At 59.2% G+C, this 25,602-nt stretch carries 20 protein-coding genes; 13 read left to right on the top strand and 7 right to left on the bottom strand.

Annotated elements, in window-relative coordinates:
* The first annotated feature begins 42 nt into the window (after nucleotides 1–42).
* On the top strand, nucleotides 43–669 hold the full coding sequence (locus ACPYOP_RS14950) for a class I SAM-dependent methyltransferase (RefSeq protein WP_481411146.1): 627 nt from the start codon (nucleotides 43–45) through the stop codon (nucleotides 667–669).
* Between the two features lie 269 nt (nucleotides 670–938).
* Here the strand turns inward: ACPYOP_RS14950 and ACPYOP_RS14945 are convergent, their stop codons facing one another.
* Nucleotides 939–1,268 (bottom strand): SDR family oxidoreductase, encoded by a 330-nt coding sequence (locus tag ACPYOP_RS14945; RefSeq protein ID WP_481411145.1) that lies wholly within the window; start codon nucleotides 1,266–1,268, stop codon nucleotides 939–941.
* Between the two features lie 697 nt (nucleotides 1,269–1,965).
* Here ACPYOP_RS14945 and ACPYOP_RS14940 point away from each other — a divergent pair.
* The 4 genes from ACPYOP_RS14940 (at nucleotide 1,966) to ACPYOP_RS14925 (ending at nucleotide 9,044) form a co-directional block, all read left to right on the top strand.
* Nucleotides 1,966–3,357 (top strand): HlyD family secretion protein, encoded by a 1,392-nt coding sequence (locus ACPYOP_RS14940; protein ID WP_481411144.1) that lies wholly within the window; start codon nucleotides 1,966–1,968, stop codon nucleotides 3,355–3,357.
* Nucleotides 3,358–3,488: 131 nt separating this feature from the next.
* Nucleotides 3,489–5,450, top strand: coding sequence for a glycosyltransferase family 2 protein (locus tag ACPYOP_RS14935; protein ID WP_481411143.1), 1,962 nt, complete (start codon nucleotides 3,489–3,491; stop codon nucleotides 5,448–5,450).
* Nucleotides 5,451–5,481: 31 nt separating this feature from the next.
* Complete coding sequence (locus ACPYOP_RS14930; RefSeq protein WP_481411142.1) at nucleotides 5,482–6,753, top strand: hypothetical protein; 1,272 nt, start codon at nucleotides 5,482–5,484, stop codon at nucleotides 6,751–6,753.
* A gap of 611 nt (nucleotides 6,754–7,364) precedes the next feature.
* Entirely contained in the window at nucleotides 7,365–9,044 is a 1,680-nt protein-coding gene (locus ACPYOP_RS14925) for an FAD-dependent oxidoreductase (protein WP_481411141.1), read from the top strand.
* A gap of 550 nt (nucleotides 9,045–9,594) precedes the next feature.
* On the opposite strand, the gene ACPYOP_RS14920 is transcribed toward ACPYOP_RS14925, so the two are convergent.
* On the bottom strand, nucleotides 9,595–10,281 hold the full coding sequence (locus ACPYOP_RS14920) for a GntR family transcriptional regulator (protein WP_051696709.1): 687 nt from the start codon (nucleotides 10,279–10,281) through the stop codon (nucleotides 9,595–9,597).
* A 267-nt stretch (nucleotides 10,282–10,548) separates the two neighbouring features.
* On the opposite strand from ACPYOP_RS14920, the gene ACPYOP_RS14915 reads away from it, so the two are divergent.
* The 7 genes from ACPYOP_RS14915 to ACPYOP_RS14885 all read left to right on the top strand — a co-directional run bounded on the left by ACPYOP_RS14915 (nucleotide 10,549) and on the right by ACPYOP_RS14885 (nucleotide 18,802).
* The gene (locus tag ACPYOP_RS14915) at nucleotides 10,549–12,105 is read left to right on the top strand and encodes an ABC transporter substrate-binding protein (protein ID WP_481411140.1); all 1,557 of its coding nucleotides are present in this window, start codon (nucleotides 10,549–10,551) and stop codon (nucleotides 12,103–12,105) included.
* An 87-nt stretch (nucleotides 12,106–12,192) separates the two neighbouring features.
* The gene (locus ACPYOP_RS14910) at nucleotides 12,193–13,158 is read left to right on the top strand and encodes an ABC transporter permease (RefSeq protein WP_481411139.1); all 966 of its coding nucleotides are present in this window, start codon (nucleotides 12,193–12,195) and stop codon (nucleotides 13,156–13,158) included.
* 16 nt (nucleotides 13,159–13,174) lie between these two features.
* Nucleotides 13,175–14,134 (top strand): ABC transporter permease, encoded by a 960-nt coding sequence (locus tag ACPYOP_RS14905; protein WP_481411138.1) that lies wholly within the window; start codon nucleotides 13,175–13,177, stop codon nucleotides 14,132–14,134.
* Between the two features lie 9 nt (nucleotides 14,135–14,143).
* The gene (locus ACPYOP_RS14900) at nucleotides 14,144–15,337 is read left to right on the top strand and encodes an amidohydrolase family protein (RefSeq protein ID WP_481411137.1); all 1,194 of its coding nucleotides are present in this window, start codon (nucleotides 14,144–14,146) and stop codon (nucleotides 15,335–15,337) included.
* Entirely contained in the window at nucleotides 15,334–16,812 is a 1,479-nt protein-coding gene (locus ACPYOP_RS14895; protein WP_481411136.1) for an amidohydrolase family protein, read from the top strand. The genes ACPYOP_RS14900 and ACPYOP_RS14895 overlap by 4 nt, the downstream gene beginning before the upstream one ends.
* The gene (locus ACPYOP_RS14890) at nucleotides 16,809–17,813 is read left to right on the top strand and encodes an ABC transporter ATP-binding protein (RefSeq protein WP_481411135.1); all 1,005 of its coding nucleotides are present in this window, start codon (nucleotides 16,809–16,811) and stop codon (nucleotides 17,811–17,813) included. Before ACPYOP_RS14895 ends, ACPYOP_RS14890 begins: the two co-directional genes overlap by 4 nt.
* Nucleotides 17,810–18,802, top strand: a complete 993-nt coding sequence (locus tag ACPYOP_RS14885) for an ABC transporter ATP-binding protein (protein WP_481411134.1) — start codon at nucleotides 17,810–17,812, stop codon at nucleotides 18,800–18,802. Before ACPYOP_RS14890 ends, ACPYOP_RS14885 begins: the two co-directional genes overlap by 4 nt.
* Before the next feature lie 389 nt (nucleotides 18,803–19,191).
* On the opposite strand, the gene ACPYOP_RS14880 is transcribed toward ACPYOP_RS14885, so the two are convergent.
* From ACPYOP_RS14880 to ACPYOP_RS14865, 4 genes are all read right to left on the bottom strand, one after another.
* A complete protein-coding gene (locus ACPYOP_RS14880; protein ID WP_481411133.1) occupies nucleotides 19,192–20,400 on the bottom strand; it encodes an MFS transporter in 1,209 nt (402 codons plus the stop codon).
* Between the two features lie 59 nt (nucleotides 20,401–20,459).
* Complete coding sequence (locus ACPYOP_RS14875; RefSeq protein WP_481411132.1) at nucleotides 20,460–21,440, bottom strand: cupin domain-containing protein; 981 nt, start codon at nucleotides 21,438–21,440, stop codon at nucleotides 20,460–20,462.
* Nucleotides 21,441–21,783: 343 nt separating this feature from the next.
* The gene (locus tag ACPYOP_RS14870) at nucleotides 21,784–22,938 is read right to left on the bottom strand and encodes an epoxide hydrolase family protein (RefSeq protein WP_481411131.1); all 1,155 of its coding nucleotides are present in this window, start codon (nucleotides 22,936–22,938) and stop codon (nucleotides 21,784–21,786) included.
* Between the two features lie 293 nt (nucleotides 22,939–23,231).
* Nucleotides 23,232–23,738 (bottom strand): helix-turn-helix transcriptional regulator, encoded by a 507-nt coding sequence (locus ACPYOP_RS14865; protein ID WP_481411130.1) that lies wholly within the window; start codon nucleotides 23,736–23,738, stop codon nucleotides 23,232–23,234.
* Between the two features lie 7 nt (nucleotides 23,739–23,745).
* On the opposite strand from ACPYOP_RS14865, the gene ACPYOP_RS14860 reads away from it, so the two are divergent.
* Nucleotides 23,746–24,126: a TetR/AcrR family transcriptional regulator C-terminal domain-containing protein gene (locus tag ACPYOP_RS14860; protein ID WP_481411129.1), complete on the top strand. Its 381-nt coding sequence runs from the start codon at nucleotides 23,746–23,748 to the stop codon at nucleotides 24,124–24,126.
* 344 nt (nucleotides 24,127–24,470) lie between these two features.
* On the opposite strand, the gene ACPYOP_RS14855 is transcribed toward ACPYOP_RS14860, so the two are convergent.
* Nucleotides 24,471–25,496: a LacI family DNA-binding transcriptional regulator gene (locus ACPYOP_RS14855; protein ID WP_481411128.1), complete on the bottom strand. Its 1,026-nt coding sequence runs from the start codon at nucleotides 25,494–25,496 to the stop codon at nucleotides 24,471–24,473.
* Nucleotides 25,497–25,602: the final 106 nt, after the last annotated feature.

The following is a 25,602-nucleotide window of genomic DNA, read 5'->3' as shown; positions in this document are numbered from 1 at the left end:
TCTCGCTCATCAGGTCTCTTGTCTTGAAGGAGAAGCGCTAGGATGAGCACCGACCTGGATACCGTGCGGTCCTATGATACGGTCGCGGCGGAGTACGCTGCCGAGGCCGCGGCGATGCCGGAATGGGTCGCGACAGAGATCGACGTGTTCGTGACCGAGCTCCGCGGCTCAGGCAGAGTGCTGGAGATCGGAAGCGGTGGGGGGCGAGATGCACTTGAGCTTGAGAAGCGGGGAATCAGCGTTCGGCGCACCGACATTTCAAAGGGTTTCGTCGAACTGCTTCGCGAAAGTGGCTTCGAGGCCGACCTGTTGGACCCACTGACCGAAGACTTGGCCGATCCGGAGCGTCCCGGCACGCCGTACGACGGGATCTGGGCCTGCGCCTGCCTGATTCATGTCGCGCGCGAGGATTTCGGCACGGTGCTTGGACGGCTTGCCGAGGCGACCCGGACCGGCGGCCGATTGCACGCCTCGGTAAGAGAGGGCGAAGGCGAGGATGTGTCCACACACGGCAGTGCTGCAGCGCCCCGGCGCTACGTCGAGACGTACTGGCGCGAGTCTGCCCTGCGGTCCGCACTCACAGACGCCGGCTGGATCGTCAGCGAGGTACGCCGGTGCGTCGGAAAGCCCCATGATCGGTGGCTGAGTGTTCGGGCGAGTCGGGCGTGACGCACTAGAACTTGCGGGAATGGCCGGTTGTGGCGCGGCTATGAACTCCAGGTGGTCACCGAAATGTCAGCTTCCGGGCGAAGGTATCCCCTGCGTGGCCGACTGGGGCGCGAAGGGGAAGTGGGAATGATCGCTGCCACAACAATTGGATCCCCAGCCAGTTTTCGTGCGGCTATGGATTGTGTTTTTCGGTTCTACGAATTTGCCGAGCGGCTTACCACAAAGTCGGTAAGTAGCTGCAAAAATTACAATTTTCGTCAGAAGATTTGTCACGCCGGTCCGCCGCCGCTAACCATTAGATGTTGACCGCTGACGAAACCGGCCAGATCGCCGGCCAGATATTCTGCCATGTCTGCGACATCCTCCAAGGTACCCATCCGTTGCATCGGCCGGAATGACTTCACGAACTCACGAACCATCGATACACTGAAACCCTTCTTCATTAAGATGTCATAGATCGGTTTCCAGCCGGACCCATCGACCCAGGCACCATGCACCAGGACAATGTTCTTGATGGGCTCGGCCATCGCCGCAATAGGGGCGATCAGGGCAAGAGAAGACGCAAGCATCGCGGCGGAATAGATACGGCGAAATGACATGGCAGCACCTCGGCGGTTGAGTTGACGTTCGGAAAACTGTGAACGATCAGATGCTGTCATGCGACGGAACGGAGCGCGCGTTAAGATTGCTAAATAAATGCAAGCCGACAATTGGAAGGCTTGCTCAACGCTCCAAAGCAGAAACAGCGCTCTCGTATCGTCGGCTCACGTATTGGATTGTCGCGACTATCCGACGATCTAAACCGGCTCAGCCCGGCACGGCGAAACGCAAACTTGGCGGAGCGCTCTGCGATCGGCTCTCAACAACACTTTCCAACAATTTACGCGCGGCACGCGCGAACCTGTGCAAGCCTGTACTCCTGATGACGAACCGATATCGGCGTGGACGTTCGAAGGCGGACGCGGCCCTTCAGGCCCTGACTATATCTTTCCCGAATTTAGCCGGCGTTGGCCTTCCCATAGCGGCTGTCGTTATCGGATCTGATCGATATGTAAGGTCATCTCGGCGCGGCCTTTTGGCACCGGTGCATCTAATCCATTTGGACTAAGACAATAGAACAAATTGATTATATTGCGTCGCACAACAAAACGTGCAACGATCGGTACGTTACTTAGGGAGGAATGACATATACCGCGTTCGAAAGGATCTGTGGCTATGTTTATTTTCCGAAAGAGTAATAAAATGATAACCAGCGGCGCCTCAGTCAGAATTTCTTCTTATGCAGTTCTTGGCGTCATGGGGACAGTATTTGCCTCGTCCGCATTTCCACCTTTCTTCACATCGACATCCAGTCGCGCGGTGATCAACGCCCCGCTTGTGCCGTTGACGACGCCGATCAGCGGAAAGGTGACGTCGCTCGGGTCGACCGATGACATAACAGTCGAGAACGATCGCGTCGACAATTCGACTTTGATCGGGTTGAAGGTTCAGCTGACCGCGCTCCACAATGAATTCGAACAGAAGAACTCGATCGCCGTCGACTATGCCCAGCGTCTCGACGGTCTCGAAAGCGATTTGCGCGATCAGCAGGCCGCGCTGCTCGCGAGGATCGATGCCGATCTTAAGGCTGCGCAGGCAGCCTTCGAAATGGTTACCTATTCGGCCCGGATCGCACGATCGCAGGCTGCCCGCAAGCTCAAGCTCATGACCAAGGGGATTGCTGCCGGCTCCGCGGACGAGATCGCCGACACCGTCCGCCTGGAGGACACCAAGGTCGAAGCGGCCAAGCTCGCAGTCGCCAAGCTCTCCACGGAACTCGACTTCGCCCGCAAGGGTATATATGTCGGCTCGGAGCTTCAGTCACTGCAAAATCTTCAATTGGAGATCCGCACCCGCAAGGCAGATCTCCTGCAGATCAAGATGCAGATCGCGACGATGCAGTCGAAAGAGGCTGAACTCAACGGCCTTGTCATGACGGAATCGCAGCGCATCGACAGACTCGCCCGCGCCGATATCCGCATTCCGCCGACGAACGTCCTCTACAAGCCGGTGGCGGCATCGGGCCGCGAAGTGACAGCCGGCGACACGCTGGCGGAAACGCTGGATTGCCGACAGGCCTTCATCGTTGCGATTTTCTCCGAGCGGCAGGCGCAGGCCCTGGCCGTTAGCTCCAAGGTCCAGGTTAGCGCGGAGGATTGGGAGCAGCCGGTCGATGGTGTCGTCGAGCGGCTGATTCCGCGCACGACCGAGAGGGTCGACCTCGACTATGCCGTACCCTTTCCGCCGACGGAACGGCGCGAGCTGTACGCTTATATCCGACTGACCGAATTCGCTCGGTCGGCCGTCCAGAGCAAGCAGTTCTGCTCGGTCGGCACATGGGTCGACGTGACCATGCCCCATGAGTGGGTGCAGCGGACCGAGGATTACATCCGCGAGGCATCGACATCGCTGCTGGGCATTGCGCAGGCATCGGCCGCACAATGGCCGGCAGCGCGAGCCGAGTTGAGCGGCATGGTCCGGCAATCGGCCGAGCGGGTCGGCCTGATGGCGTCCGTGGATCAGCGCAGTAAGAGCCGGCGAAATGGGCAGCCTGTGGTTGATCGCGATCGTATCCAGATCGGCCATGCGGACGAAAATGCCATCGATCTGCTGAACGACCGGATGGGAATTCTGCCGCGGAAGGGCTGACGGCCGCTCGGACCGCCGTTTGCCGACATGATCCAGACATCGACTATTTCCGACGAACTCGGCGGCCGCAGACATGCCGCCAGCGACAGTATGCCCAATCCATCGAACCAAGACCGAGAAGGGCAGCAACCATGTTTTTCAGCTCCGGCGACGACCTGTCCGACGTCCTCACCTTCGATGTCGTGATTGCCGTCTGTGCGATCCTTTTCGCTTTGCTTGCCGATCCGAAACGGACATTCGATAGGGCCGTGTTCAGCCTGCTGATGCTGGCCTCCCTCGGGCTCTACATCTCATGGCGCGCCCTCGACACGCTTCCTCCCTTCGATCTCTCACCCGATGTGGTCTGGAACTATGTCTACTTCCTCTTCGAGGCGATCTCGGTTGTCTATGCCATCGGCTCGGTCGTGATCCTGCTGCGAACGACGGACTGGTCTCGCGATGCCGACCGCGGGGAGCAGGAGCTGGCCGCTGCTATCCGGGTTCCTTTGGTCGACGTCTTCATCTGCACCTACAACGAGCCGCTCAACATCCTGGAAAAATCGGTCATTTCAGCCCAGGCACTGAACTATCGCAATCTGCGGGTCTTCGTCTGCGACGATACGCGCCGATCCGAGATCCGGGCCTATTGCGAGCGGATCGGGGTGAGTTATCTGACACGGCCTGACAATAAGCACGCCAAGGCCGGAAATCTGAACAATGCCCTGAACCATACGAACGCCCTCTCCGAGATTTCGGATTTTATCATGGTTCTCGATGCTGACTTTGCCCCGCAGGCGAATTTCCTCAACCGGGTGGTCGGTCTCTTCAGCGATCGCAAGATCGCCGTCGTACAGACGCCCCAATTCTATTTCAACAGCGATCCCATCCAGCACAATCTCGGCATAAGGCGCTCCTTCGTTGACGATCAGCGGGTCTTCTTCGACACTTTCCAGCCGGCCAAGGATGCCGTCGGCTGCGCATTCTGTGTCGGCACGAGCTTTGTCGTGCGCCGGGAAGCGGTCAACGAGATCGGTGGTTTCCCACACGATGCGCTGTCCGAGGATATGCTCTTGACCTATCGCTTGATGGAGCGAGGCTACGTGACACGCTGGCTCAACGAGAAACTGAGCGTCGGGCTCTCGGCGGAAGGTATTCCCGAATATATCACGCAGAGAACTCGCTGGTGCCTCGGCACGATCCAGATCGGACTGCTGCGCAACGGGCCGCTCTGGCGCGGCAATTTCACGCTGGCGCAGCGATTACACTACCTGCACGGTCTCTTTTGCTGGCTGTCGAAGCCGTTCATCCTCTGCCTCTTGCTCGCACCTTCGATCTACTGGCTGACCGGAGTCTCGGTGCTGCAGGCCGACGAACTGCTGTTCATGAAATATGGGCTGAGCTCGCTCTTCATCTTCTGGGCCTATTCGACCTGGATCTCGGAAGGACGGACGCTGCCGCTCTTTACCGAGGTCACCCATGCATTGACGGCGGTGCCGATCACCATCAGTCTGTTCCAGGCGATCCGTAAACCCTTCGGCCGGCCTTTCAAGGTAACCGAGAAGGGCGGAGACCGGTCGACGATCCGCATTCACCGGCCAACGGCTTTGTTTTTCGGCTTCGTCGCCGCCATGTCCGCCTTCTCCGTCATCCGGGCGGTTTACGATTGGGACGCGCCGGTGGAATTTTCGGCGCGCGAATGCCTCAATCTGATCTGGTCGTCGGTGGCGATGCTGATTGCGTTCACCAGCTTGATCTGCTGCATCGAGCTTCCAAGATTTGGCCAGGAAGAGCCCATCGAGATGACGATCCCCGCGAAATATCGGGCCAACGGTCGGATCGAGGACGTTACGATATCGGCCTTGTCCACAGAGGGGGCTTCTGTCCCCGGACTGATCGCCTGCGGCGCGGAGGACGAGGCGATGTTCATCCCGGAGGTCGGCTGGGTTCTGATAGGCCTGAGCCCGATGCCTTCCACGCAATTATCCCTGTCGCCGACGCCGGATCAGCACAATGCCATCCTGAGACTGCTCTTCAGGACCGCGCCAGACAATGTCGCGGAAAAGGGCGATCTCAGGCGATCGGTTCAGATGCTGCTTTCGCGAGCCTTCTCTTGAGGTCGGCCAAAGCATCGTCAAAGGAGGTCTGATGATCGCTGTTGCGAGGTGGCTTCTGGTGTTCGGCACGCTTATTGCTCTTGGGATTTCAGGCTCAAGGGCCGGTGGTGAGGACCCGCATGCGAAGCTTGCGGCCAAGCTCTGCGACGGCCTTGTCGCGCGTATGATCGGTGACCCCGCGCAGCCCTTTATCTTCCGCAGTTTCGAGCCTTTCGACGAAAATTCGGCGCTGCATCCGGCGCTCGAGAATACCGGGTTCACCTACGACAACGCGCTGGTGATCGTGGCGCTTTACGCCTGCGGCCGAAGGCCTGAGGCAAAACGCGTTGCCGACGCATTGGTGCTGGCTCTGTATACCGACCGCTATTATCGCGACGGCCGGCTGCGGAATGCGTATCGCTCCGGCGTCGTTATCGCGGGTACGAACGGCATGCTGCTGCCCGGTTATTGGAGCGCTGCGAAAAATGCCTGGCTCGAGGATGGATATCAGGTCGGCAGTGCCACGGGCAGCACGGCGTGGGGCGCGCTGGCGCTGCTCACCGCCTACGACGAAACCAACGATCCGGCCTATCTCGACTCTGCGCGCGCGGTCATGGCGTGGGTTAATGAAAATACCGCGGATCCCGACAATGTCGGTTATTTCGGCGGCTTCTTCGGCGGAGAGCCCACGCCCGATCGCATGACATGGAAATCCACCGAGCATAATCTCGACGTCTATGCCGCAAACCGTTGGCTTGCCGCCCTTGATCCCAGCGGCGACTGGAAGCGCCATGCCGAAGTCGCCCGCTTGTTCCTGGACGCAATGTGGGATGAGGCGGCCGGTCATTTTTACATCGGCAGCGTGCCCGGCAGCAACGCGCGGAATACCAGCACGTCGGGCCTCGATTCCGAACTATGGCCGCTGATCGCAGTTCCGGCCTATGCGGACAAAGCCCGCCGGGTGCTGGAATGGACCGAGCGCAATCATGGTGTCGCCGGCGGTTTCGATTTCAACGATGATCGCGACGGCATCTGGCTGGAAGGCACCGCGCAGGCTGCGCTTGTCTTCCGTCTCGTCGGCCAGGAGGACAAGGCAGGACCGCTGTTCGAGACGATCTCTACGCAGATCGCACCGGATGGCCTGGTCTATGCGACCGACCAGGGACAGCTTTCCACCGGCCTTCAGGTCGGCCCGACCTCGGAACCCGGCGATTTCAAGTACTACCGCCTGCCTCACATAGGGGCGACGGCATGGGCCGTGCTGGCGGCGCTGAAGCATAATCCTTTCCTCGGGAAAGCGGCTCAATCGCAACGGCCACTTTGAACGCCTCCCAATGAATTTCCGCTGAGGACGGGCGATCGGGATGGGCACCGTTCCCCACTTCAAATGATGCACGGCGTTAGCCGCGAAGGAATGCCAGAAGATCAGCGTTCAGCCTGTTCTTGTCGACATGTTCGGAAAGTGCGTGCGGAAATCAAATGTCCGGAAACCGACGATATCAATCCCGCGCCTTGAAGGGACCCGAACCCTGGGGCCTATAATTTTTAGAGGCGAGATTAGGTAGTCCAGCGACGTTCGGCGCATCGGTCGCGCAAGACAGTTTGCCGTCACGCATTGTTTGGCGGACTGCCGTAGATTGATTGGAAGGCAACGATTGTTATGACGAGGCTCGGTTGAGTGATGGCGAACGGAGTGAATGATCTTGCCCAATCGGCATCAGACCGAGGAGAATCCTATTCCACGCTGGGAAGCTACTCACTTTGCGGAGGAAACCTCGACTTGCCCCAGCATGATCCATCATGCAATGCGTGTGAATATCGGTTGGCAGTGGCCCCTCGAAAGAGTTGGCTTTGATGGTGCGAAATGTAGACTGAAGACTGGCGAACTGTTCCGGATGTTGTCATACAAGTGTAGGCCGATACGGAGTTCACATCATGGCGATCAGCGAAGCTCGGCGGGAGCAAACATATCCAACACTTTCGGCTCTTCAAATCAGTGTCGCGCGGCGCTTTGCCAGTGGTGAGCCGAACCGCTTCGGCCCAGGTGAGGTGCTCTATGAGATTGGCACTCGCAACGTCCCCGCTTGGCTGGTTCTAGAGGGCTCGGCCGATGCAATTCAGGGTGGCGCGACTGGGAGGTCGTCCGTGATCGGCACCTACGGCCCCGGTCAGTTCACCGGCGAGACCAATCAATTGTCTGGTCACGCAACCCTAGCATCGGTGGTCGCGGGCGATAAGGGCGTATTGGCGATACCCTTCGATGCGCCACATCTTCGCGCGCTTGTGATCGGATCGGCGGATGTTGGTGAAGCGATCATGCGCGCCTTTATCCTCCGTCGCGTTTCGCTGATCGAAGAAGGGCGGATTGGTGGCGCGGGGTCCGTTCTGGTTGGGCGCCGGGATGCCCCCGGTATCGTGAGATTGTCTGGATTTCTCACGCGCAACGGCTATCCCCACGCCCTAATCGCCGCATGCGAGGCCGAGGGGCGCGAACTGGTCGAACGGCTCGGCATCGCACCAGAAGAACTGCCATTGATGATCTGTCCAAACGGCACATTGCTCAGAAACCCGAGCGACGCCGATGCGGCGTCTTGTCTCGGCATCATGCCGGATCTCGATCCAACGAATGTCTATGACGTGGCAGTTGTCGGGGCAGGACCGGCTGGGCTGGCCACTGCCGTCTATGGAGCATCCGAGGGACTGTCTGTTCTCGTTCTCGATTCGCGGGCCTTCGGCGGCCAGGCGGGTGCATCCGCCCGGATCGAAAATTATCTTGGCTTTCCCACGGGCATCTCGGGACAGGCTCTTGCAGGTCGGGCTTTCAATCAGGCGACGAAATTCGGCGCCGAAGTTGCGATCCCGCTGACCGTCGGAAAGCTTTGCTGTCATGGAACCGATTCGGCAGCTCCATTCTCCCTTGAGCTTAGCAATGGATATGCTGCACGCGCGCGTTCCATTGTGATCGCGTCAGGAGCGCGCTACCGTCGGCCCAATATTCCCAATGTCGAAGAATTGGAGGGGGCCGGCGTCTCCTACTGGGCATCTCCGATTGAGGCCCGCCTCTGTGCCGGAGAGGAAGTCACTCTGGTCGGCGGCGGAAACTCAGCTGGCCAGGCCGTTGCTTATCTCGCACCGCAGGTAAGCCGCCTGCACCTCGTGGTCCGGCGACCGCTCGAACAGACCATGTCCCAATATCTGATCGACCGGATAGCGGCATTGCCCAATGTCGAACTCCATGTGGGTATCGAGATTATGGGCTTGCATGGTGACCAAGAGACAGGTCTGACCGGTGCCATCTTCCGTGACGTTCGAACCGGAGAGATCGAGGAATGTGCCTCGCGCCACCTCTTTCTGTTCATCGGCGCCGATCCTTACACCGGCTGGCTCGACGGCTGCGTCGCGATCGATGGAAAGGGTTTCGTTCTTACAGGAGAACGCGTCGGCGACGGCGATCGGCTACCGCTGGAAACGAGCTGCGCTGGCATCTTTGCTATTGGAGACGTGCGCGCCGGCTCCGTTAAGCGGGTCGCCGCCGCCGTCGGTGAGGGAGCGGCCGTCATCGCGCAGATCCATTCTTTCCTGGCGCGAAATGTCGAAGGGCAAAATAGGCACTAACCGACCGCCGGCAACCCGTCATTTGTATTCGTCAATCCCATTCAATTGCTCGCGGCGAAACTAGAGAGGCGTAACGGTGGCCAACCGAAGTTCGCTGTTAACGCCGCGCGCCGCCGCATTCCGGGCGACACTCAGCGCCCTCGCGTTGAGATTTGCTAGATCCGCAGTGCGCCAGTATGTCGCTGATCACAGGCGTTTTCGCGCCTGGGAACAGAATCCAAGGCGACCTTCATTCGACGCAAGGCCCTTGCAGTTGAAAGCAATCGAACCAGCGAAGCCAAGCCAATTCAAAGCTCACTGTTCTCGACAGCTGGAGTTTCGGCGGTGGCACTGCGCTGATGCTTCAGATCGGCCACCCGTGAGAGTTTCGACGTCGATATCTTCATCGACGATCCCCGGGGTGCTGCCGTATCTCAATCCACAAACGCAGGGCTTTACTCTCGACATGAACCCTGACGCCTATACCTCCGGCGGGAACCATCATTGTCATATTTTCCTTGTCGTCTCCGGCATGGCCCACTTTTACAACGATGCCGAGATGTCTTTGTCGTTAGTCGGAAACCGCCAGATAACGGCTCAATATCTCCCCGACATCGGGCGCATCATCCTCATCGACACGCGCGCGGTCTTCGACGGCGTGGAGGTGGTGATCCATGATTTCCGTAGCGCGCGCGCGATCGAGCTGCTTCAGAGCCTCAATAAGCTGGATGTGCTCGTCGATGCCGCATTCGGCGGAATGGGGTCGGCCGAACCGGGCAAGAATGAGTGAGGAGCGGGACACGACCCGGCTGATGAAGTCGATCAACAGCTTCGAATCGGTCAGTTCGGCCAGCAGAATGTGAAACTCTCCGGCCAGCCGGATCGACCGCGGCGAGGACGACCGCAGCGCGCGCTCCTCTTCTCGGACATGCGATATCAGTGCATCAATCCCGTCTTTCGGCATGCGCGTGCAGAGCCGCTCGATGACCTCGCGCTCCAGGCAACGACGTAGTGCGAAGACCTCATGTGCCTCCTCCAATGTCGGCATGGCAACCGAAGCACCCCGGTTGGGCTTGATCTCGACCAGACCGTCGGAAACCAGGCGCACAAGCGCATTGCGAGCGCTCGTACGGCTGACGCCGAACGTGTCGCCGATGGAATCCTCCGGCAACTTAACCCCAGGCTTCAGCGCCTGTTCAAGGATCGCCCGTCTCAGGGAAGCGTAAATGGCATCACTGCGCGTCTGGTTCGTGGACATAGAGCTCTCCATCCCGTGGTTTGGCGACGCTTTTCATTGCGCTTCTATATGCACAATTTTTGTCTTCCATAAACGATAAAAATCGCATGCAAATTTATGTTGATATTGAATACGATCTCGAATACGAATTTTAATACGATCTGCAAGCGAATTAAGATTATCGCCAGAATACCGATGTCGACTTTGGTGCGATTAAGCCTCATTCGTTAGGAAATCCGCGCGGATTTCTAGCAAATATTGCATACAATATAAAGAACAGGGAACAGTATGATCAGAACTGGAAGACTACTTCTCGCCGGAGCCTTGCTACTCGGCCTGGCCATGCCAGCTGGAGCAGAGACATTTCGCTGGGGCGCATCACGCGATCTGGGTTCGCTTGATCCCGATTCCTATGGCGACAGTTTTACGCTCGGAGTACTCAATCACGTATACGAAGGCTTGGTGCGCTACGATCGTAACCTGAAGATCGAGCCTGCACTTGCCACATCCTGGGAAGTTGTTTCGCCGACGACCTGGCGCTTCAAGCTGCGCGACGGCGTCAAGTTTCACAACGGCGCCGATTTTACGGCGGAAGACGTTCAGGCGTCGCTGGTGCGCGCCAGCGATCCGAAATCACCGCTCAAGGGCAACATTCCTGCCTATAAGGGATCGCGGGTCATCGACGCCCATACGATCGAAATCGATGTCACGCCGAACTACCCTCTCCTTCTCAATGACCTGACGACAATCTACATCTTCGATGCCGGCTGGCTGAAGGACAACAATACCGAGGCCCCGACCGACGTCGGATCGGGCGTCGAAGGCTACGCGACCTATCATGCCAACGGCACCGGTCCCTTCAAAATCGAGAGCCGACAGCCCGACGCCAAGACCGTTTTTGTCAAATTCGATGGCTGGTGGGACAAGCCACAGCACAATATCGACCGGATTGAGTTCACACCGGTTGCCTCCGACGCGACACGCGTGGCGGCGCTGTTGGCCGGCGACATCGACTTCACGGACAAGGCGCCCGTTCAGGACATCCCTCGCCTGCAGGCTTCGCCGAACGTCAAGCTTCTCGAGGGCACCGACCTGCGCACGGTCATGATCGGCTTCAGCCAGCGCGACACGCTCCTTTCCGGCGCTCCCAACCCGATGAAAGACATGCGCGTTCGTCAGGCGATGCAGCTCGCGATCGACCTTGACCTCATCAAGAAGAAGGTCATGCGTGGAAAGTCCCGCAACGCCGGCACGCTTGTGGCACCACAGATTCCGGGCTACGCTGCCGCTCTCGATACGCCGCTGCAGGTCGACTTGGAAAAGGCAAAGGCGCTCCTGAAGGAGGCGGGCGCCGCGGATTTCGCCTTCGACTTCAACTGCGCCGACACGCTCGTCAACGAAGAGCAGATCTGTCAGGCCGTGGCTTCCATGTGGTCACGTATAGGGCTGAAGCCGAAGCTTGACCAAGGACCCCGCGCCGTCCAGACGCCGAAGCGCTCGAATGGGCAGGTCGATGTCTACACGCTCGGCTGGGCGACGCTGCCGATGCTCGACACCTACAGCCTCACCTCGCAGGTCCTCCACACAAAGGGCGGCACCTATGGCATCTTTAACTGGGGCGGCTGGTCGGACAGCGAATTCGACAGACTGACGGAGGCCTCGGCAATCGAACTCGATCAAACCAAGCGCCTGGCACTTGAAGCGGCATCCCTCAAAGTTGCCAAGGAGCATGTGCTGATGATCCCGTTGCACCAGCAGCCCTTGACCTGGGCGACGACGAACAAGGTTGCAGACCTGCCGCTCTTTGCCGACAACCTTCCCCGTCTATGGCTCGTGAAGAAGTAACGATGCGATCGGGCTCGCCGCACCCTATGGCGGCGGGCCTTCCTCACGAAAAATCGAGCTCGAGCAAAACCAGGGACGTAAAGCGCAATGATCGCCTTCCTCGTAAAGCGCATCGGCAATGCGATCCTCGTGATGTTGACCGTCACCTTCATCGCTTTCATGATTTTCCGCTTCGTCGGCGACCCCGTTGAAATGATGATGAATGAAAGTGCCACGCAGGCCGAACATGACGAACTGCGCACCAGGCTCGGCTTGAACGACGGATTCCTGACGCAATATGCCCGCTTCGTCGTCAAAGCGTCGCAGGGCGAATTCGGGCTTTCCTATCGAAACCAGCAGGATGTCATCAAGCTGATCGGCGAACGGTTTCCAGCAACATTCGAGCTTGTGCTGATCGCCACGATCATCTCGCTTGTCGTCGGTATTCCGCTTGGTGTCTTCACCGCCATCGGGCGCGGAAGATGGTGGGCGGAAGGACTTCAATTCACCTCCGTAATTGGAATTTCCCTGCCGAGCTTTCTTGTCGGCATTCTCTTGATCCTGGTGTTTTCCGTGTCTCTTGGATGGTTACCCGGCTATGGGCGCGGCGATATTGTCCAAATCGGCTGGTGGTCCACGGGTCTGCTCACCTCTTCCGGGCGCGCCGCGCTGGTGCTGCCGGCACTCTCGTTATCGCTCTTTCAGATCACGCTTGTCATGCGCCTTGTTCGCGCCGAGATGCTGGAAACCCTTCGTTCGGACTTCATCAAGTTCGCCCGCGCCCGCGGCATTCGGCGCCGGTCGCTGTGGTTTCGTCATGCGCTGAAAAACTGTCTGATGCCGGTCATCACTTTGACGGCAATGCAGATCGGCAATCTCATCGCCTTTGCCCTGGTCACCGAGACCGTGTTCCAGTGGCCCGGCATGGGCATGCTGTTCATGCAGGCAGTCACCTTCGTCGATATCCCTGTGATGGCCGCCTATCTCTGCATCGTGGCCTTCATCTTTGTCGTCCTGAACACAGTCGTCGATGTCGCCTATGCCGTCGTCGATCCGCGTCTGCGCAAAGCCTGACCGAGAGGAACACCCCATGAGCGGCATCGAAACGGCCAATCCGACGAAACCCGTGTCCCGGCGCCCCTCTCTCCTTCGCCGCATCGCCGATACGGATCTGTGGTGGAGCTTCAAGAAGCATACCTCCGCCATCGTTGCCACCGTTGTCCTGGCTTTGCTGCTGGCATCGGCATTTCTGGCACCATGGATCGCACCGCAGAATCCGTATGATCTGGCATCTCTCGATCTGCTGAACGCCCAGTTGCCGCCGATCTGGAGCGCAGATGGCCAGTGGCCCTACCTGTTGGGCACGGATCTTCAAGGCCGCGATGTACTTTCGGCAATCCTCTATGGATCTCGTGCCTCGATCGTGATCGGCGCGGCCTCCGTCGCCGTTTCGCTGGCGGTCGGGGCCACGCTCGGTCTCATCGCCGGCTATTATGGAAAGTGGGCCGACGGTTTGCTGATGCGGGCGGGCGACGTCCTTCTTTCGATGCCGACGATGCTGATCGCCATCCTAGTTTCGGCCATGGCGCGCCAGATGCTGCCGCCCGGACTGCGCGACGCCGGCGCATCGTCAGTGATCGTGTTTGCCATTTCGCTTTCGGCCTGGGTGCAATATGCCCGCACCGTGCGCGCCCTGACGATGGTCGAGCGCAACAAGGAGTATGTGCAGGCGGCCCGGTTGATCCGCGTGCCGGCGCGGCGGATCATGCTGAGGCATATCCTTCCGAATACCACAACGCCGCTGCTGGTAACCGCAACGCTCAATTTCGGCTTCGGTATTCTCATCGAGGCGACACTTTCCTTCCTTGGTGTCGGCATGCCCGTCGAGCAGCCATCGCTCGGCACCTTGATCCGCATCGGCAACGAATACCTGTTCTCGGGACTGTGGTGGATCGTCCTTTTCCCGGCCATTCAGCTCTGCTTGCTGGTTGTCTCGATCAATATCCTGGGGGATTGGCTGCGCGATGCACTCAACCCCAAACTGCGCTGAGGACGTCACATGAACAAGCTTCTCATCACCAACACGCGCCCGATGGGCAAGGACCTCGCCGATATCCTGATCGTGGACGGTCGTATTGCCGCTGTCGGCCAGAACATCGCAGCCGAGGGTACAACGGTCGAGGATGCCCGCGGGCGCATCGCCATTCCCGGCCTCGTCGATGCCCATACCCATCTCGACAAGTCACTGCTCGGCTATCCCTGGTATGTCAACGAAGTCGGGCCGCGGCTGATCGACAAGATCGACAACGAGCGCCAGGTCAAACGTGATCTCGGGCTGGATGCCCACATCCAGTCCATGCGCCAGTCGCTGCAGTCCGTCGGCTACGGCACCACTCTGATCCGGACCCATGTCGATATTGACACCGACCAGGGCCTCATTGCGCTGGAAGGCGTCATGGAGACCCGCAGGCAGCTTGCCGGCACTGTCGAAATCGAGATCGTTGCATTTCCCCAGTCAGGGCTGATGCGCCGACAAGGCACGGCTGAGTTGCTGGATCGGGCGATGGCAATGGGTGCGGATCTTGTCGGCGGCCTTGACCCTTGCGGCATGGATAAGGACCCCAAGGGCCATCTCGATGCGATCTTCGCCATCGCGGAAAGGCATGGCAAGGGTATCGACATTCATCTGCACGAGTCCGGCGAACTCGGCGCTTTTTCCATGGAGATGATTTTCGAACGCGTCCGCGCGCTCGGGCTGCAGGGCAAGGTCGCCGTCAGCCACGCCTTCTGCCTCGGCCACCCGGATTGGAACATGACGCAGGGGCTGATCGATACATGCGCCGAACTCGACATCCCGATCCTAACAACGGCGCCGCCATCCCGCGAGACGCCATCCCTGAAGCGGCTTCTGGCGGCAGGCGTCCGCTTTGGCGCCGGCGTCGACGGCTTCCGCGACACCTGGGGTCCCTATGGCAACGGCGACATGCTTGAGCGCGCCATGCTTCTCGGCATGAAAAACAATCTGCGCCGCGATGACGAACTCCCGCTGGCCTTGCATGTCTGCACAACCGGCGGCGGCGTTGTGATGGGGAGGGCCGGCCATGAAATCGCCTCGGGCGGACGTGGTGACATCGTGCTGGTCGAAGGGGAAACGCTTGCCGAGACAATCGTCACCCATGCTCCGCGAAAACTGGTCATCACCGCCGGAAACGTCGTCGCCCGTGATGGCAAAAGCCTGCGAGAACGCCCATGAGCTGGTCAGATCTTCCACTCGGGCACCGTCCGCAAGGACGCTGGGCGCTGGCAGCGCGATTTGTCATCGCGGACACCCCAGACGGGCGGCGGCTGATCGAGAACGGCGAAGTCGTCATCGAGCGGGATCGTGTCATCTGGGCCGGACACCGCTTCGCGGGTGAGCTTGCAGCCAGATATGACATGGGGGAGGCCCTGATTGGCCCTGGCTTCGTGGATCTCGACGCGCTTTCCGACCTCGATACCACCGTGCTTGCCATGGACAACCAGCCGGGCTGGAAGAAAGGGCGGGTCTGGCCCGCCGATTATGCGGCGCAATCCCGCGAGATGTACACCGCCGAAGAACTGGCATTCCAGAAACGCTATGCCTTCGCACAACTTTTGCTGAACGGGATCACGTCCGCGCTGCCGATCGCATCGCTTTTCTACCGGGCCTGGGGAGAGACCGTTGCCGAATTCGAAGCCGCCGCTCAGGCAGCCGACGATCTCGGGCTGCGTGTCTGGCTAGGGCCGGCCTATCGCAGCGGCGGCGTGGTCCTCGACGAGGCCGGCACCATGCAGACGGTCTTCGATGAAGCCCGAGGCCTTGCGGAACTCACTGAAGCCACAGACTTTGCCCGCCGTATCCATGGCCATGCGGATGGTCTCATCTCGGGCATGTTTGCACCCGACAGAGTCGAGACGTGCACGGAAAGCCTGCTCAGGCAGACATTCGCCCGAGCGGACGACCTCGACTTGCCGGTACGACTGCATATGGCCCAGGGCGAAATGGAACTCCAGACCGTGCAAAGACTGCACGGCGTCACGGCACCCCGCTGGCTCGCCGATCTCGGATTGCTTTCCTCTCGCCTGATCGCGCCGCACGCAACGGTTGCTACGGATGAGGATCTCGCCCTCTATGCCGAAAATGGCGTAACGGTCGCGCACTGTCCGCTTGTGTCGGCACGCCACGGATCGGCGCTCAAATCCTATTCGCGCCTCAAGGCGATGGGCATCCGTATCGGCATGGGCACCGACACTGCGCCGCCGGACATGGTCTTGAACCTTGCCGTCGGCCTGATGGCCAATCGCATCACCGAGGGCAAAGGTGACGCTGCATCCGCATCCGAATTCTATGACTCGGCAACAATTGCCGGCGCCGATGCGCTGAAGCGCCCCGATCTCGGGCGAATTGCACCCGGCGCAAAGGCCGATATCGCCGTTTTCGACATGAGCGACGCCATGATCGCGCCCCGCATCGATCCAGTCCAGACGCTGATCTATGGAGCGACCGGCCGCGTCACCAAGGCGACGATTGTCGACGGGCGCATCTCGATGCGCGATGGCGCAGTTGCCGGAATGGATCTGGCGACTGCGCGCGCCAGAGCGCAGGCCCAATTCGACGGCCTGGTCTCCCGATATCCGGAGCGAACCTATCGACACCCGCCGGTCAATTCTATCTTCCCACCAAGCTACCCAGCCCTGGAACAGCAATGACCCAAACGGCTCAGATTCAAACGGCTCATGAACCAGCACTTGTGGTATCCGGACTCTCGGTCGAATTTCCGACTCGGCGGGGAACGCTTGCCGCTTTGTCCGATGTCTCGTTGACGATCGCTCCTGGAGAAATTCTCGGCGTCGTCGGCGAATCCGGGGCAGGCAAATCGATGACAGGGATGGCGGTGTTGGGCCTGCTGGAACCGCCGGGTCGCGTCATCGCCGGCGAAATCAGCATTGCCGGGCAGCGCACCGATAGCCTGAACGAGAGGCAGATGGAGAAGGTTCGGGGACGCAAGGTGGGAGCCATCTTCCAGGACCCTCTGACATCGCTCAACCCTCTCTTTTCCGTCGGACAGCAGATCGTCGAAACCGTTCGATTGCATTGCGACATTGAAAAAGCCGCCGCTCGGCTTCGGGCTATCGAACTGCTGAAGCATGTCGGCATTCCCGGCGCGGAAGAACGGGTGGACCACTATCCGCATCAGTTTTCGGGCGGAATGCGCCAGCGCGTTGTTATTGCACTGGCTTTGGCGGGCAACCCTCGACTGATCATCGCCGACGAGCCGACAACGGCGCTGGACGTTTCGATCCAGGCGCAGATCACAGCATTGCTGCGTCGCCTTTGCGTCGAACAGGGGGTGGGGGTCATGTTGATCACCCACGACATGGGCGTCATTGCAGAGACCGCCGACCGCGTTGCGGTGATGTACGCCGGTCGCGTCGTTGAGATCGGCCCCGTGGCGGAAGTCCTCGCACGCCCCAAGCACCCCTATACGCGTGGGCTCATGGCTTCGATCCCGGCGCTTGGCGCTCGGCTTGAGACACTTGCACAGATCGATGGCGCCATGCCGCGCCTGAATGCCATGCCCGCCGGATGTGCGTTCAATCCGCGCTGTCGGGATGTCATGCCGCGCTGTCGCGTCGAACGACCATCGCTCGCCGAGACGGATGAGCATGGTGCTGCCGCCTGCTGGCTGATCGAAGGAGGTGCCCAATGAGAGATATCGAAAACGCTCTCGAAGTCGACCAGTTGACCCGTGTGTTTGAGGTCTCGGCTCCATGGCTGAACCGGGTGATCGAGCGCAAGCCCAGACGATATCTGCAAGCCGTTCAAGACGTGACCTTCACCGTGAAAAAGGGCAAGTGCCTTGCGCTTGTCGGCGAATCCGGTTGCGGCAAGTCGACTGTCGCGCGTCTGGTGACAGGACTGCATGAGCCGACGGAAGGCGCGATTGTCTTCGGCAGCTCTGCCGGCGGCAAGCCAATGGAAGCGCAGATGATCTTCCAGGACCCTCATGCGAGCCTCAATCCCCGATGGCGCGTGGGCGATATCATCGCCGAGCCGATCCGTGAGTTCAAACTGAGAAAGTCGACTGCCGAGATTACCGAAAGAGTATCGCAGCTGCTGCGCATCGTCGGGCTTTCGCCCGATGACGCCAGGCGGTATCCACACGAGTTTTCGGGTGGCCAGCGACAGAGAATTTCGATTGCCCGCGCATTGGCCGGCGAGCCGGAATTCCTTGTCTGCGACGAGCCCACCTCCGCGCTGGATGTTTCCGTCCAGGCGCAAATTCTCAATCTAATGCGCCGACTTCAGGACGAACTCGGACTGACCTATCTTTTCATCAGCCACAATCTTGCCGTCGTGCGTCACATGGCCGACAGAATTGCCGTGATGTATCTGGGCCGTATTGTCGAGGAGGCGGAAACGGAAGCGCTCTTTGCCAATCCACAACATCCCTACACGCAGCTTCTCCTTCAGACGATACCCGATGTGCTGGCGCCAAACAGGGCGCGCACGCTGATGGGGGGCGAGCCCCCCAGCCCTCTCAACCCGCCGGCGGGATGCACATTTCACCCGCGCTGTCCGCTGGCACAAGCTATTTGCAGAACGTCCGCACCGATGCCGCGTGTCCGCACCGGCGGCGGCAAGGTCGCCTGCCACCTCGCGGGCGAAATTGAATACGACTTGGCAGTGGGAGATTAAAAGGGGGCCATTCGAACGCGGACAACTGGCGAACAGAAGTTACTATTAGCTTCTTAGCCCCAGCCGAGAATGCGTTGAAGGGTTTCAAAATCCGCAGCGGCGCAAAACGCAGCGAGTTTATTGAGAAAAAACAAATACATATGAGAATGCAGTCACGATCGGTGTAAGCAAATTCCGCGCGATGACCCAGTCACGTAGTAAAAAACAATTGTTTATTGCGCTGATCGGCATCGTAACCGATACCCCTAGAGCGTTTCCGCTTTTCTTCGAATCGCGAAAAGGCTCTATCTTTTTGTTTTTCCACAATTCCGGACGGAAAACCGCTATGCACTTTTCCTGGAATTGCTCTAAAACTCGGACCAGTTAGTGTCGGATCGGAGCTCAAAGAGTCAGCTGCGGGGCTGAAGCAACGCCAGAACGATAGTCGATGCCGCCAAGACGGCTGTAAATGTCAATGGCGCGGAGGCACCAAAGTGATCGACCACATAGCCGCCGAACAGTGCACCGATGCTGATGGCGACCTGGAACGAAACGACCATCAGGCTGCCAGCAGCCTCCAAGGCGTCCGAGGCGCCCCGGGACAAGTTGGTAGGAAGTACCACCGGAGCCATCCCAAAAGCGAAACCCCAAAGTGTAACCAGGGCAAACGCGATGCCGCTATATGCACCCCAGAGTACGAGAGCAAACGCCGAAAACGCCATAACTACGCCGGTGACAGCGAGCGCCATCCGGATATTTGCGTCTGCCAGTCGGCCGCCGGCGACATTGCCGATCACAGCGGCGATGCCAAACCCGAGGAGCGCCAAGGCAATCGGCCCGGTGCCAAGGAGCGTTACTTGTTCGAGGAAGGGTCGCACATAGACCGAGCCGGCAAAATGTCCCGTCATCAGCAAGAGGATGGCAAGCATTCCAAGTTGAACAGTGCGCCGTTTCGTCAGGCGGAAGACGTCGGAAAGACTATTGCTTGTGCTTGCGGGTAGCGTCGGCAAGCTGAGTATCTGCAGCAGCATCGCAATCGCTGCGAGCCCTGCAGTGATGGCCGTGGCGGCACGCCAGCCGAGCCAATCGCTAATCAAGGCACCCATAGATGGTGCAGCTATGGTGGCGAGAGAGACGCCGAGGGTGACTATCGCCATACCCCGACCTGTCGCATTGGTGCCAACCAATCTCGCCACGACGGCAACTGAAAGCGCCCAGAAACCACTGAGCGCGATGCCCAGCCCGGCTCGGCCCAACAACAATAGCCAAAAATCCGTCGCGAGCGCAGCCACGAGATTGGAGGCGATAGCCAAGGCACTTAGGCCAACCAGGACAGTCTTCCGGTTCAGTTTGCCGATGAGAACATTGCTCAACAAGGCCGTCACCGCGCCAACAGACGCGGTGGCGGTGACAACCTGACCGGCGGTTCCCTCGCTGACGCCAAGGTCACGCGCCATTGGCGTCAACAGACCTGCCGGCAGGAATTCAGCTGACACCAGGGCAAAGCTTGTGGCCGCCATTGAAATAACGGCAAACCAGGTCGTGGCGCTCCATGTACTCGGAACGGTAGAATCGAGGCCAATCGCGGGGCCGTCAAGTTGTGATGCTGTGTCCGTCATTGAAGTACCTCCAAGGTTTAGAGGTCTTAATAACGGAGTCTTCCAGGATGATATGTGTCCTAAAGTCCGAATTCTATGTCCGTTCGTCCGGAAATAGTGCGGCGCACAACGCCAGGTGAAACGCTGGTGATGCGCTTGAAGGCGCGAGCGAAAGAAGCTTCAGATTCATAGCCCATTTGAGAAGCAACCGCGGCAACCGACATGTTTTGACCGAGCAACTCTCGTGCAAGCTGCATGCGCAGACGGGCCAGATACCGTGCCGCGCCTTCCCCTAAGATGGCGCTGAACCGTTCCGCGAAGATCGAGCGCGATTGACCTGCCACGCCAGCAAGGGTCTCAAGTGTCCAGTCATGGCCGGGATCTCGGTGCATGGCTGCCAGCGCACGACCGATATGGGGATCACGGATCGCGGCGAGCCAGCCGCTGGTCGAGGCTCCGCTGCAATTGACCCAGCAGCGAATAAGCCGCGCGACGAGTACGTCCGCCATGCGTGACAAGACCGTGGCGCTGCCTATCTGGGGCTGCGACGCCTCTGCCGTCATGGCGGCGAGGAGGGGGCCGACGATCGGATCATTGCCAGCAACATCACAACCCTTGATAACCGGTGGCATCAGAGCGATCAGCGGGTTGAGGGCATTCGCACCCAATGCCATGGAACCGCAGAACAAGGTGCTCGTCGCTCCTGTTCCTTCGTGCACCACTTCGCAGACATTGCCCCCCAACTTGGTTACCTGGCAGCTCTTAAGCGAGTCCCCGACAACATCAGGCTTACTGGCCAGTCGGTGTTCGACACCTTGTGGCAACAACGCCAGATCGCCGTCCTGCAACTCCTGCCATCCTTGGGCTTCGGTATGGATCCAGCATGGCCCCTCGCTAACGAAATGAAAGCGAAGCAGCTGTTGCTGCGGAAAGGCGATGCTCCATGGATGACGCAGCTCGCAGCGGCCGTAGTTGACTCCACTCAGGCGAAAGTCCTGTAGAACTTCGCTTAGTGCGTCCGTAGGAATTTGCGTCGGAGACTGGGATGAACGATCAAGCATTGGGATAATTTATATGCCGACCGTCCGGACTGCAAGTCGGCATCAGTGTGACCGGCTCTGAGGTCATCAATGGGAATGGGAGCAGCTGACCCTCGTCGTAGAATTCCAATGTCTCAGCCTAGCTGACACTGCGACCCGGCGCACCAATGGAACAAAAAGCTGGCCAGACCTTCATCCAAAACGCCGTCTGGCGGGTGGAGCTCCGCGTCGGCTTTGTCCGAATTGAAGTCGATGACCCGTATTGCCGCTCGGATGTCGTCACGAGCTATGGCCGCGTCGATGCGCCAAAGCGGTCCGTTTACGGCAAGCGGCTGCCTTTCAAACTGGCAAGGCGCAAGCGCATTTACCGAGGCAAGGCGCGAAAATGTGACCTGATATCCGCGACCAGCTCGCTCGGCTTTTCCATCGCGGCAAAATGGCCGCCCGCGGCATGCTCGCTCCAGCGGACAACATTGTAGACCCGTTCAACCCAAGACCGAGGCGGCTGCGGCAGCTCCTTGGCAAAGTGCGAGATGGCGGCGGGGGGAAGAATCCTCTGTCCTTTTTCGAATGACAGAGGATGCCCACGGCTCTCCTTGTAGAGCCTGAATGAGGCGTCGAGCGAGCCGCTGAACCAATAGAGGCTGATCTCGGTCAGCAGAGTATCCATGCTGAAGACGTCGAGGACATTGCCCTCGCAATCGCTCCACGATCGGAATTTCTCAACGATCCAGGCAGCCAATCCGACGGGTGAATCGGACAATCCATAGGCCAGCGTCTGCGGCTTGGTGCCTTGGACATGCGCATAAGCGCCCTCTTTGTCCGTCCACTCCGCCGCAACTTTCCTGAACTCCGCTTCCTCAGTAGTAAGAGGCGGCAGACCATCTCCAATGGGTGGGCTGAAGCTGCCAGAAATGTAGTTCAGGTGAATGCCGACCACGTCCTTTGGAAACCGGAAGGCAAGCCAGCTGGAAACAGCCGCGCCGATATCGCCGCCCTGAGCACCGAAATTTGCGTATCCTAATCCAAGCATGAGCTTGCGCCAGAGGCCCGCTATCTCAAATGGGCTGACGCCGGCTTTGGGTGGCGCCGATGAAAAGGCGTAGCCGGGAAGCGCAGGAATAACGAGGTCGAATGCATCCTTGGGATCGCCGCCATGTGCGCCAGGATCTGTCAATAACGGGATGACGCGCTCCATCTCCAGGAAAGACCCCGGCCAGCCATGAGTCATGATCAGTGGAGTTGGTGACGGTCCCCGGCCTTTGACATGGATGTAGTGAATTTTGAAACCATCGATCTCGGCAACGAAATGCGGCAACAGGTTCAGGCGTGCTTCTTGAGCCCGCCAATCGAATTCGCCTTGCCAATAGTCAACGAGCTCACGCATGAAGCGCAGGCTGCTTCCGTCATCCCAACCCTCTGGGTCGATGGAGGCAGGCCATTTGGTTTGAGTGATGCGACGGCGCAAATCATCAAGGGCATCATCGCCAATATCGATTTGAAACTCTGCGGTTTGCATTGGGGCCTCCAAAATGCCGTCCGGCAATTGGGTTTGCAGTTAAAGAGATCAGACCCGTCGATCCCGCTAATTCGAGCTGGGGACGGCACTTATCGCATGAGCGGCTAGGACGGGTGGCCGGTATTCATCCCTATCCCTGGTTCCGGCTTAATGAAAACCAGGTGTCACGTACCCGTCTATGTAGGTTTCTCCGCAGGGGCGTAAACAGGCGTCCCGAACAAAACGACAGGCTTCGGAGACGTTAGTGAAAAAAGGAGAAGTGCCTTACACCTACGCTCGCCGGTAAGCTGAACTCAAGCTGCTACCGCCAAGCTTGGCGAGGCGCGCAAGCGGGCAATGTCGCGCGCCGGCGGTTCTCCAAAGTGGCGGCTATATTCGCGAGTGAACTGCGACGGGCTTTCGTAGCCCACACGGAAGGCGGCAGTCGTGGCGTCGATATCATTGACAAGCATCAGGCTGCGCGCATCCTGCAGCCTTAGCAGCTTCTGGAATTGCAGCGGCGTTATCGCTGTCACGGCGCGAAAATGCTCGTGCAGGCTCGACGGACTCATGCCAACTTCTCCGGCAAGCCGCTCGATGCTGAGCCGTTCCCGGAAGTTCTTCCCGATCCGGGCGATGGCGCGGCCGACCTGGGCCACCCGCCCCTGGCTGGAAGTGATCTGGCGCATCCTGGCACCATCCGGACCGGCGAGCAGGCGATAGAGGATTTCCTGTTCGGCAAGCGGCCCGAGCACGGGCGGCGCTGCTGGATCGTCCATCACCGAGAAGTCGAGCGCCGATTTCTTTCGGGTGTTGGACACATTTCCCGTGGCGCCTATCAATCTCGAAAAGGAACTGACCGAATTTTCAGCGCTTCTCCTGCGCAAGGCGGTCTGCGATCCGAATGGTCGCTGGCTACGCAAGCTCCTCGAGACCGAAGGCGGCAGATTTCCCGAACTGTTTGAGACCTGGAAGGAATATGGACCGGGCAAGAAATATCCCGCCATCGCGGCTCGCCTGGCGCAGCTCGCGCTGGCTGGCCATCTCGACATAGAGGATCCGGCACTTGCCGCGCGCCAGTACATGGCGTTGCTCGCAACAGATCTGCGGATCAACCAACAGATCGGCCGTCCAACTCAAGAGGAAGAGGTCCACCGTATGGCAGAAGAGGCAACGAAGACCTTTCTGCGCGCATTCGCCAAGCGCTAATGGCATCGCGACCGCAACTATAATAGAAAACATGACGCTCTCGCAGGCAAACTTCTCGTCTCTGCTGCGCGCTTGATATAACCCCTGGTTACGGGCACAGCTGCGTCCGATCGAAGACATTCGGCGCCATGGGCCGAATCTGACCGTCCTTGCTGCGGCCAATTCGCCTATATCGGCCGGATGAGCAACGCAAGCACCGGGTATTGGCTCCCCCTGTGACCAACGCCGAGCAGTTTTCGAAGCTCTTGAAGAGATCGGAACCTGCGATCCGGCAATTCATGCCTACGGAGAGATGCCCTCTCAGTTCCCGCCATTCACATTCGTTTATCAGAACCGCGCGCCCCTTAACGTGGTGGAGCAATCGAACCGCGTCGGATTAGCTGGCACTCCATTTTCAGTCGCACTGGCGGCTTTTTTGGTTGCATCACCCTTTCCAGAAGCTCGGCGACCGCCCAGCGGCCCATTTCCTCATGGGGCAGCTTCAAAGTTGTAAGAGGCGGCAGGATTTTTCGAGCCAGGCTTTCATCGTCAAAGCCGACGACGGAAATATCGTCGGGGATTTTCAGGCCGCGCATTCTGATCGCATCATAGGCACCCATCGCCACGCGGTCGGAAAAGCAGAATACCGCCGTCGGCGGCAACGGCAGATCGAGAAGCTGCTGCATCTTTTCCCGGCCGAGATCGAGCGACCAGGCTCCCGAAAGGATTAATTCCGGATCGACGGCGATATCGTAGGTCGTCAGCGCCTGGCGATAACCGCTCAGACGGTCCCGAGCCGCTTCAAGCCTCTGCCTGCCTGCGTCGATCATGGCTATGCGGCGATGGCCGGCCTTGATCAAGGCTTCCGTTGCCGCATAGCCGCCGGCATGATCGCCCGGAATGATCGAAGAGAACTCGGCTCGCTGCTGGTGGCAATTCAGAAGGACGGCCGGATAGTTGCCAAGCTTGGAGGGCAGCACCGGCGCCAGCTGGGTGATAAGTGTGGCATAAATTACGCCGACGATCGGGCGCCGTCCGAGATAGTCGAGGATGGATTCGGCGAATTCGACCTGTCCGCCGGTCACGACGGTGAGTGCCGCCAAGCCCTGCTCTTCCGCCGCGCTCCGGACACCTTCTATCAGCGGCGCGGCATGCTGCGAGGCCATGAGATCGTCGATCAGGAGAACGATGATCCCGCCGATCGGGTCACTGGCCGGCGCAGCCTTCTGGTAGCCGAGCTCCTCGGCGACAGCCAATACCCGCTCGCGCACTTTCTCCGATACCCTCTTGCCGGGCGCCTCGTTCAGCACCAGCGAAACCGTCGCATGCGAAACGCCGACCTGCGAGGCGATATCGGACATGGTCGGTCGTTTCGTCGTCTTGTCGTTCACTCGGTTTCTTTCTCGGACTCAAGGGTACTCTACACGCACGTTAGAAAATCTGACGGACAATGTGAAGCTGCGGCCCTTGCGGAAGTTATGCTTATAAGTTACGAAA

The organism is Rhizobium sp. KNZ2-6A, assembly GCF_056755475.1.
Note: the sequence above shows the minus strand (reverse complement) of the source record. Positions and strands in the feature narration are given on the sequence as shown.

Excerpts from the sequence above, each read along its gene's own strand:
- ACPYOP_RS14915 (WP_481411140.1), top strand. The coding sequence starts at position 10,549 with ATGATCAGAACTGGAAGACTACTTCTCGCCGGAGCCTTGCTACTCGGC.
- ACPYOP_RS14890 (WP_481411135.1), top strand. The coding sequence starts at position 16,809 with ATGACCCAAACGGCTCAGATTCAAACGGCTCATGAACCAGCACTTGTG.
- ACPYOP_RS14870 (WP_481411131.1), bottom strand. The coding sequence starts at position 22,938 with ATGCAAACCGCAGAGTTTCAAATCGATATTGGCGATGATGCCCTTGAT.
- ACPYOP_RS14925 (WP_481411141.1), top strand. The coding sequence starts at position 7,365 with ATGGCGATCAGCGAAGCTCGGCGGGAGCAAACATATCCAACACTTTCG.
- ACPYOP_RS14940 (WP_481411144.1), top strand. The coding sequence starts at position 1,966 with ATGGGGACAGTATTTGCCTCGTCCGCATTTCCACCTTTCTTCACATCG.
- ACPYOP_RS14885 (WP_481411134.1), top strand. The coding sequence starts at position 17,810 with ATGAGAGATATCGAAAACGCTCTCGAAGTCGACCAGTTGACCCGTGTG.
- ACPYOP_RS14945 (WP_481411145.1), bottom strand. The coding sequence starts at position 1,268 with ATGTCATTTCGCCGTATCTATTCCGCCGCGATGCTTGCGTCTTCTCTT.
- ACPYOP_RS14935 (WP_481411143.1), top strand. The coding sequence starts at position 3,489 with ATGTTTTTCAGCTCCGGCGACGACCTGTCCGACGTCCTCACCTTCGAT.
- ACPYOP_RS14875 (WP_481411132.1), bottom strand. The coding sequence starts at position 21,440 with ATGCTTGATCGTTCATCCCAGTCTCCGACGCAAATTCCTACGGACGCA.
- ACPYOP_RS14905 (WP_481411138.1), top strand. The coding sequence starts at position 13,175 with ATGAGCGGCATCGAAACGGCCAATCCGACGAAACCCGTGTCCCGGCGC.
- ACPYOP_RS14895 (WP_481411136.1), top strand. The coding sequence starts at position 15,334 with ATGAGCTGGTCAGATCTTCCACTCGGGCACCGTCCGCAAGGACGCTGG.
- ACPYOP_RS14910 (WP_481411139.1), top strand. The coding sequence starts at position 12,193 with ATGATCGCCTTCCTCGTAAAGCGCATCGGCAATGCGATCCTCGTGATG.
- ACPYOP_RS14950 (WP_481411146.1), top strand. The coding sequence starts at position 43 with ATGAGCACCGACCTGGATACCGTGCGGTCCTATGATACGGTCGCGGCG.
- ACPYOP_RS14930 (WP_481411142.1), top strand. The coding sequence starts at position 5,482 with ATGATCGCTGTTGCGAGGTGGCTTCTGGTGTTCGGCACGCTTATTGCT.
- ACPYOP_RS14880 (WP_481411133.1), bottom strand. The coding sequence starts at position 20,400 with ATGACGGACACAGCATCACAACTTGACGGCCCCGCGATTGGCCTCGAT.
- ACPYOP_RS14920 (WP_051696709.1), bottom strand. The coding sequence starts at position 10,281 with ATGTCCACGAACCAGACGCGCAGTGATGCCATTTACGCTTCCCTGAGA.
- ACPYOP_RS14900 (WP_481411137.1), top strand. The coding sequence starts at position 14,144 with ATGAACAAGCTTCTCATCACCAACACGCGCCCGATGGGCAAGGACCTC.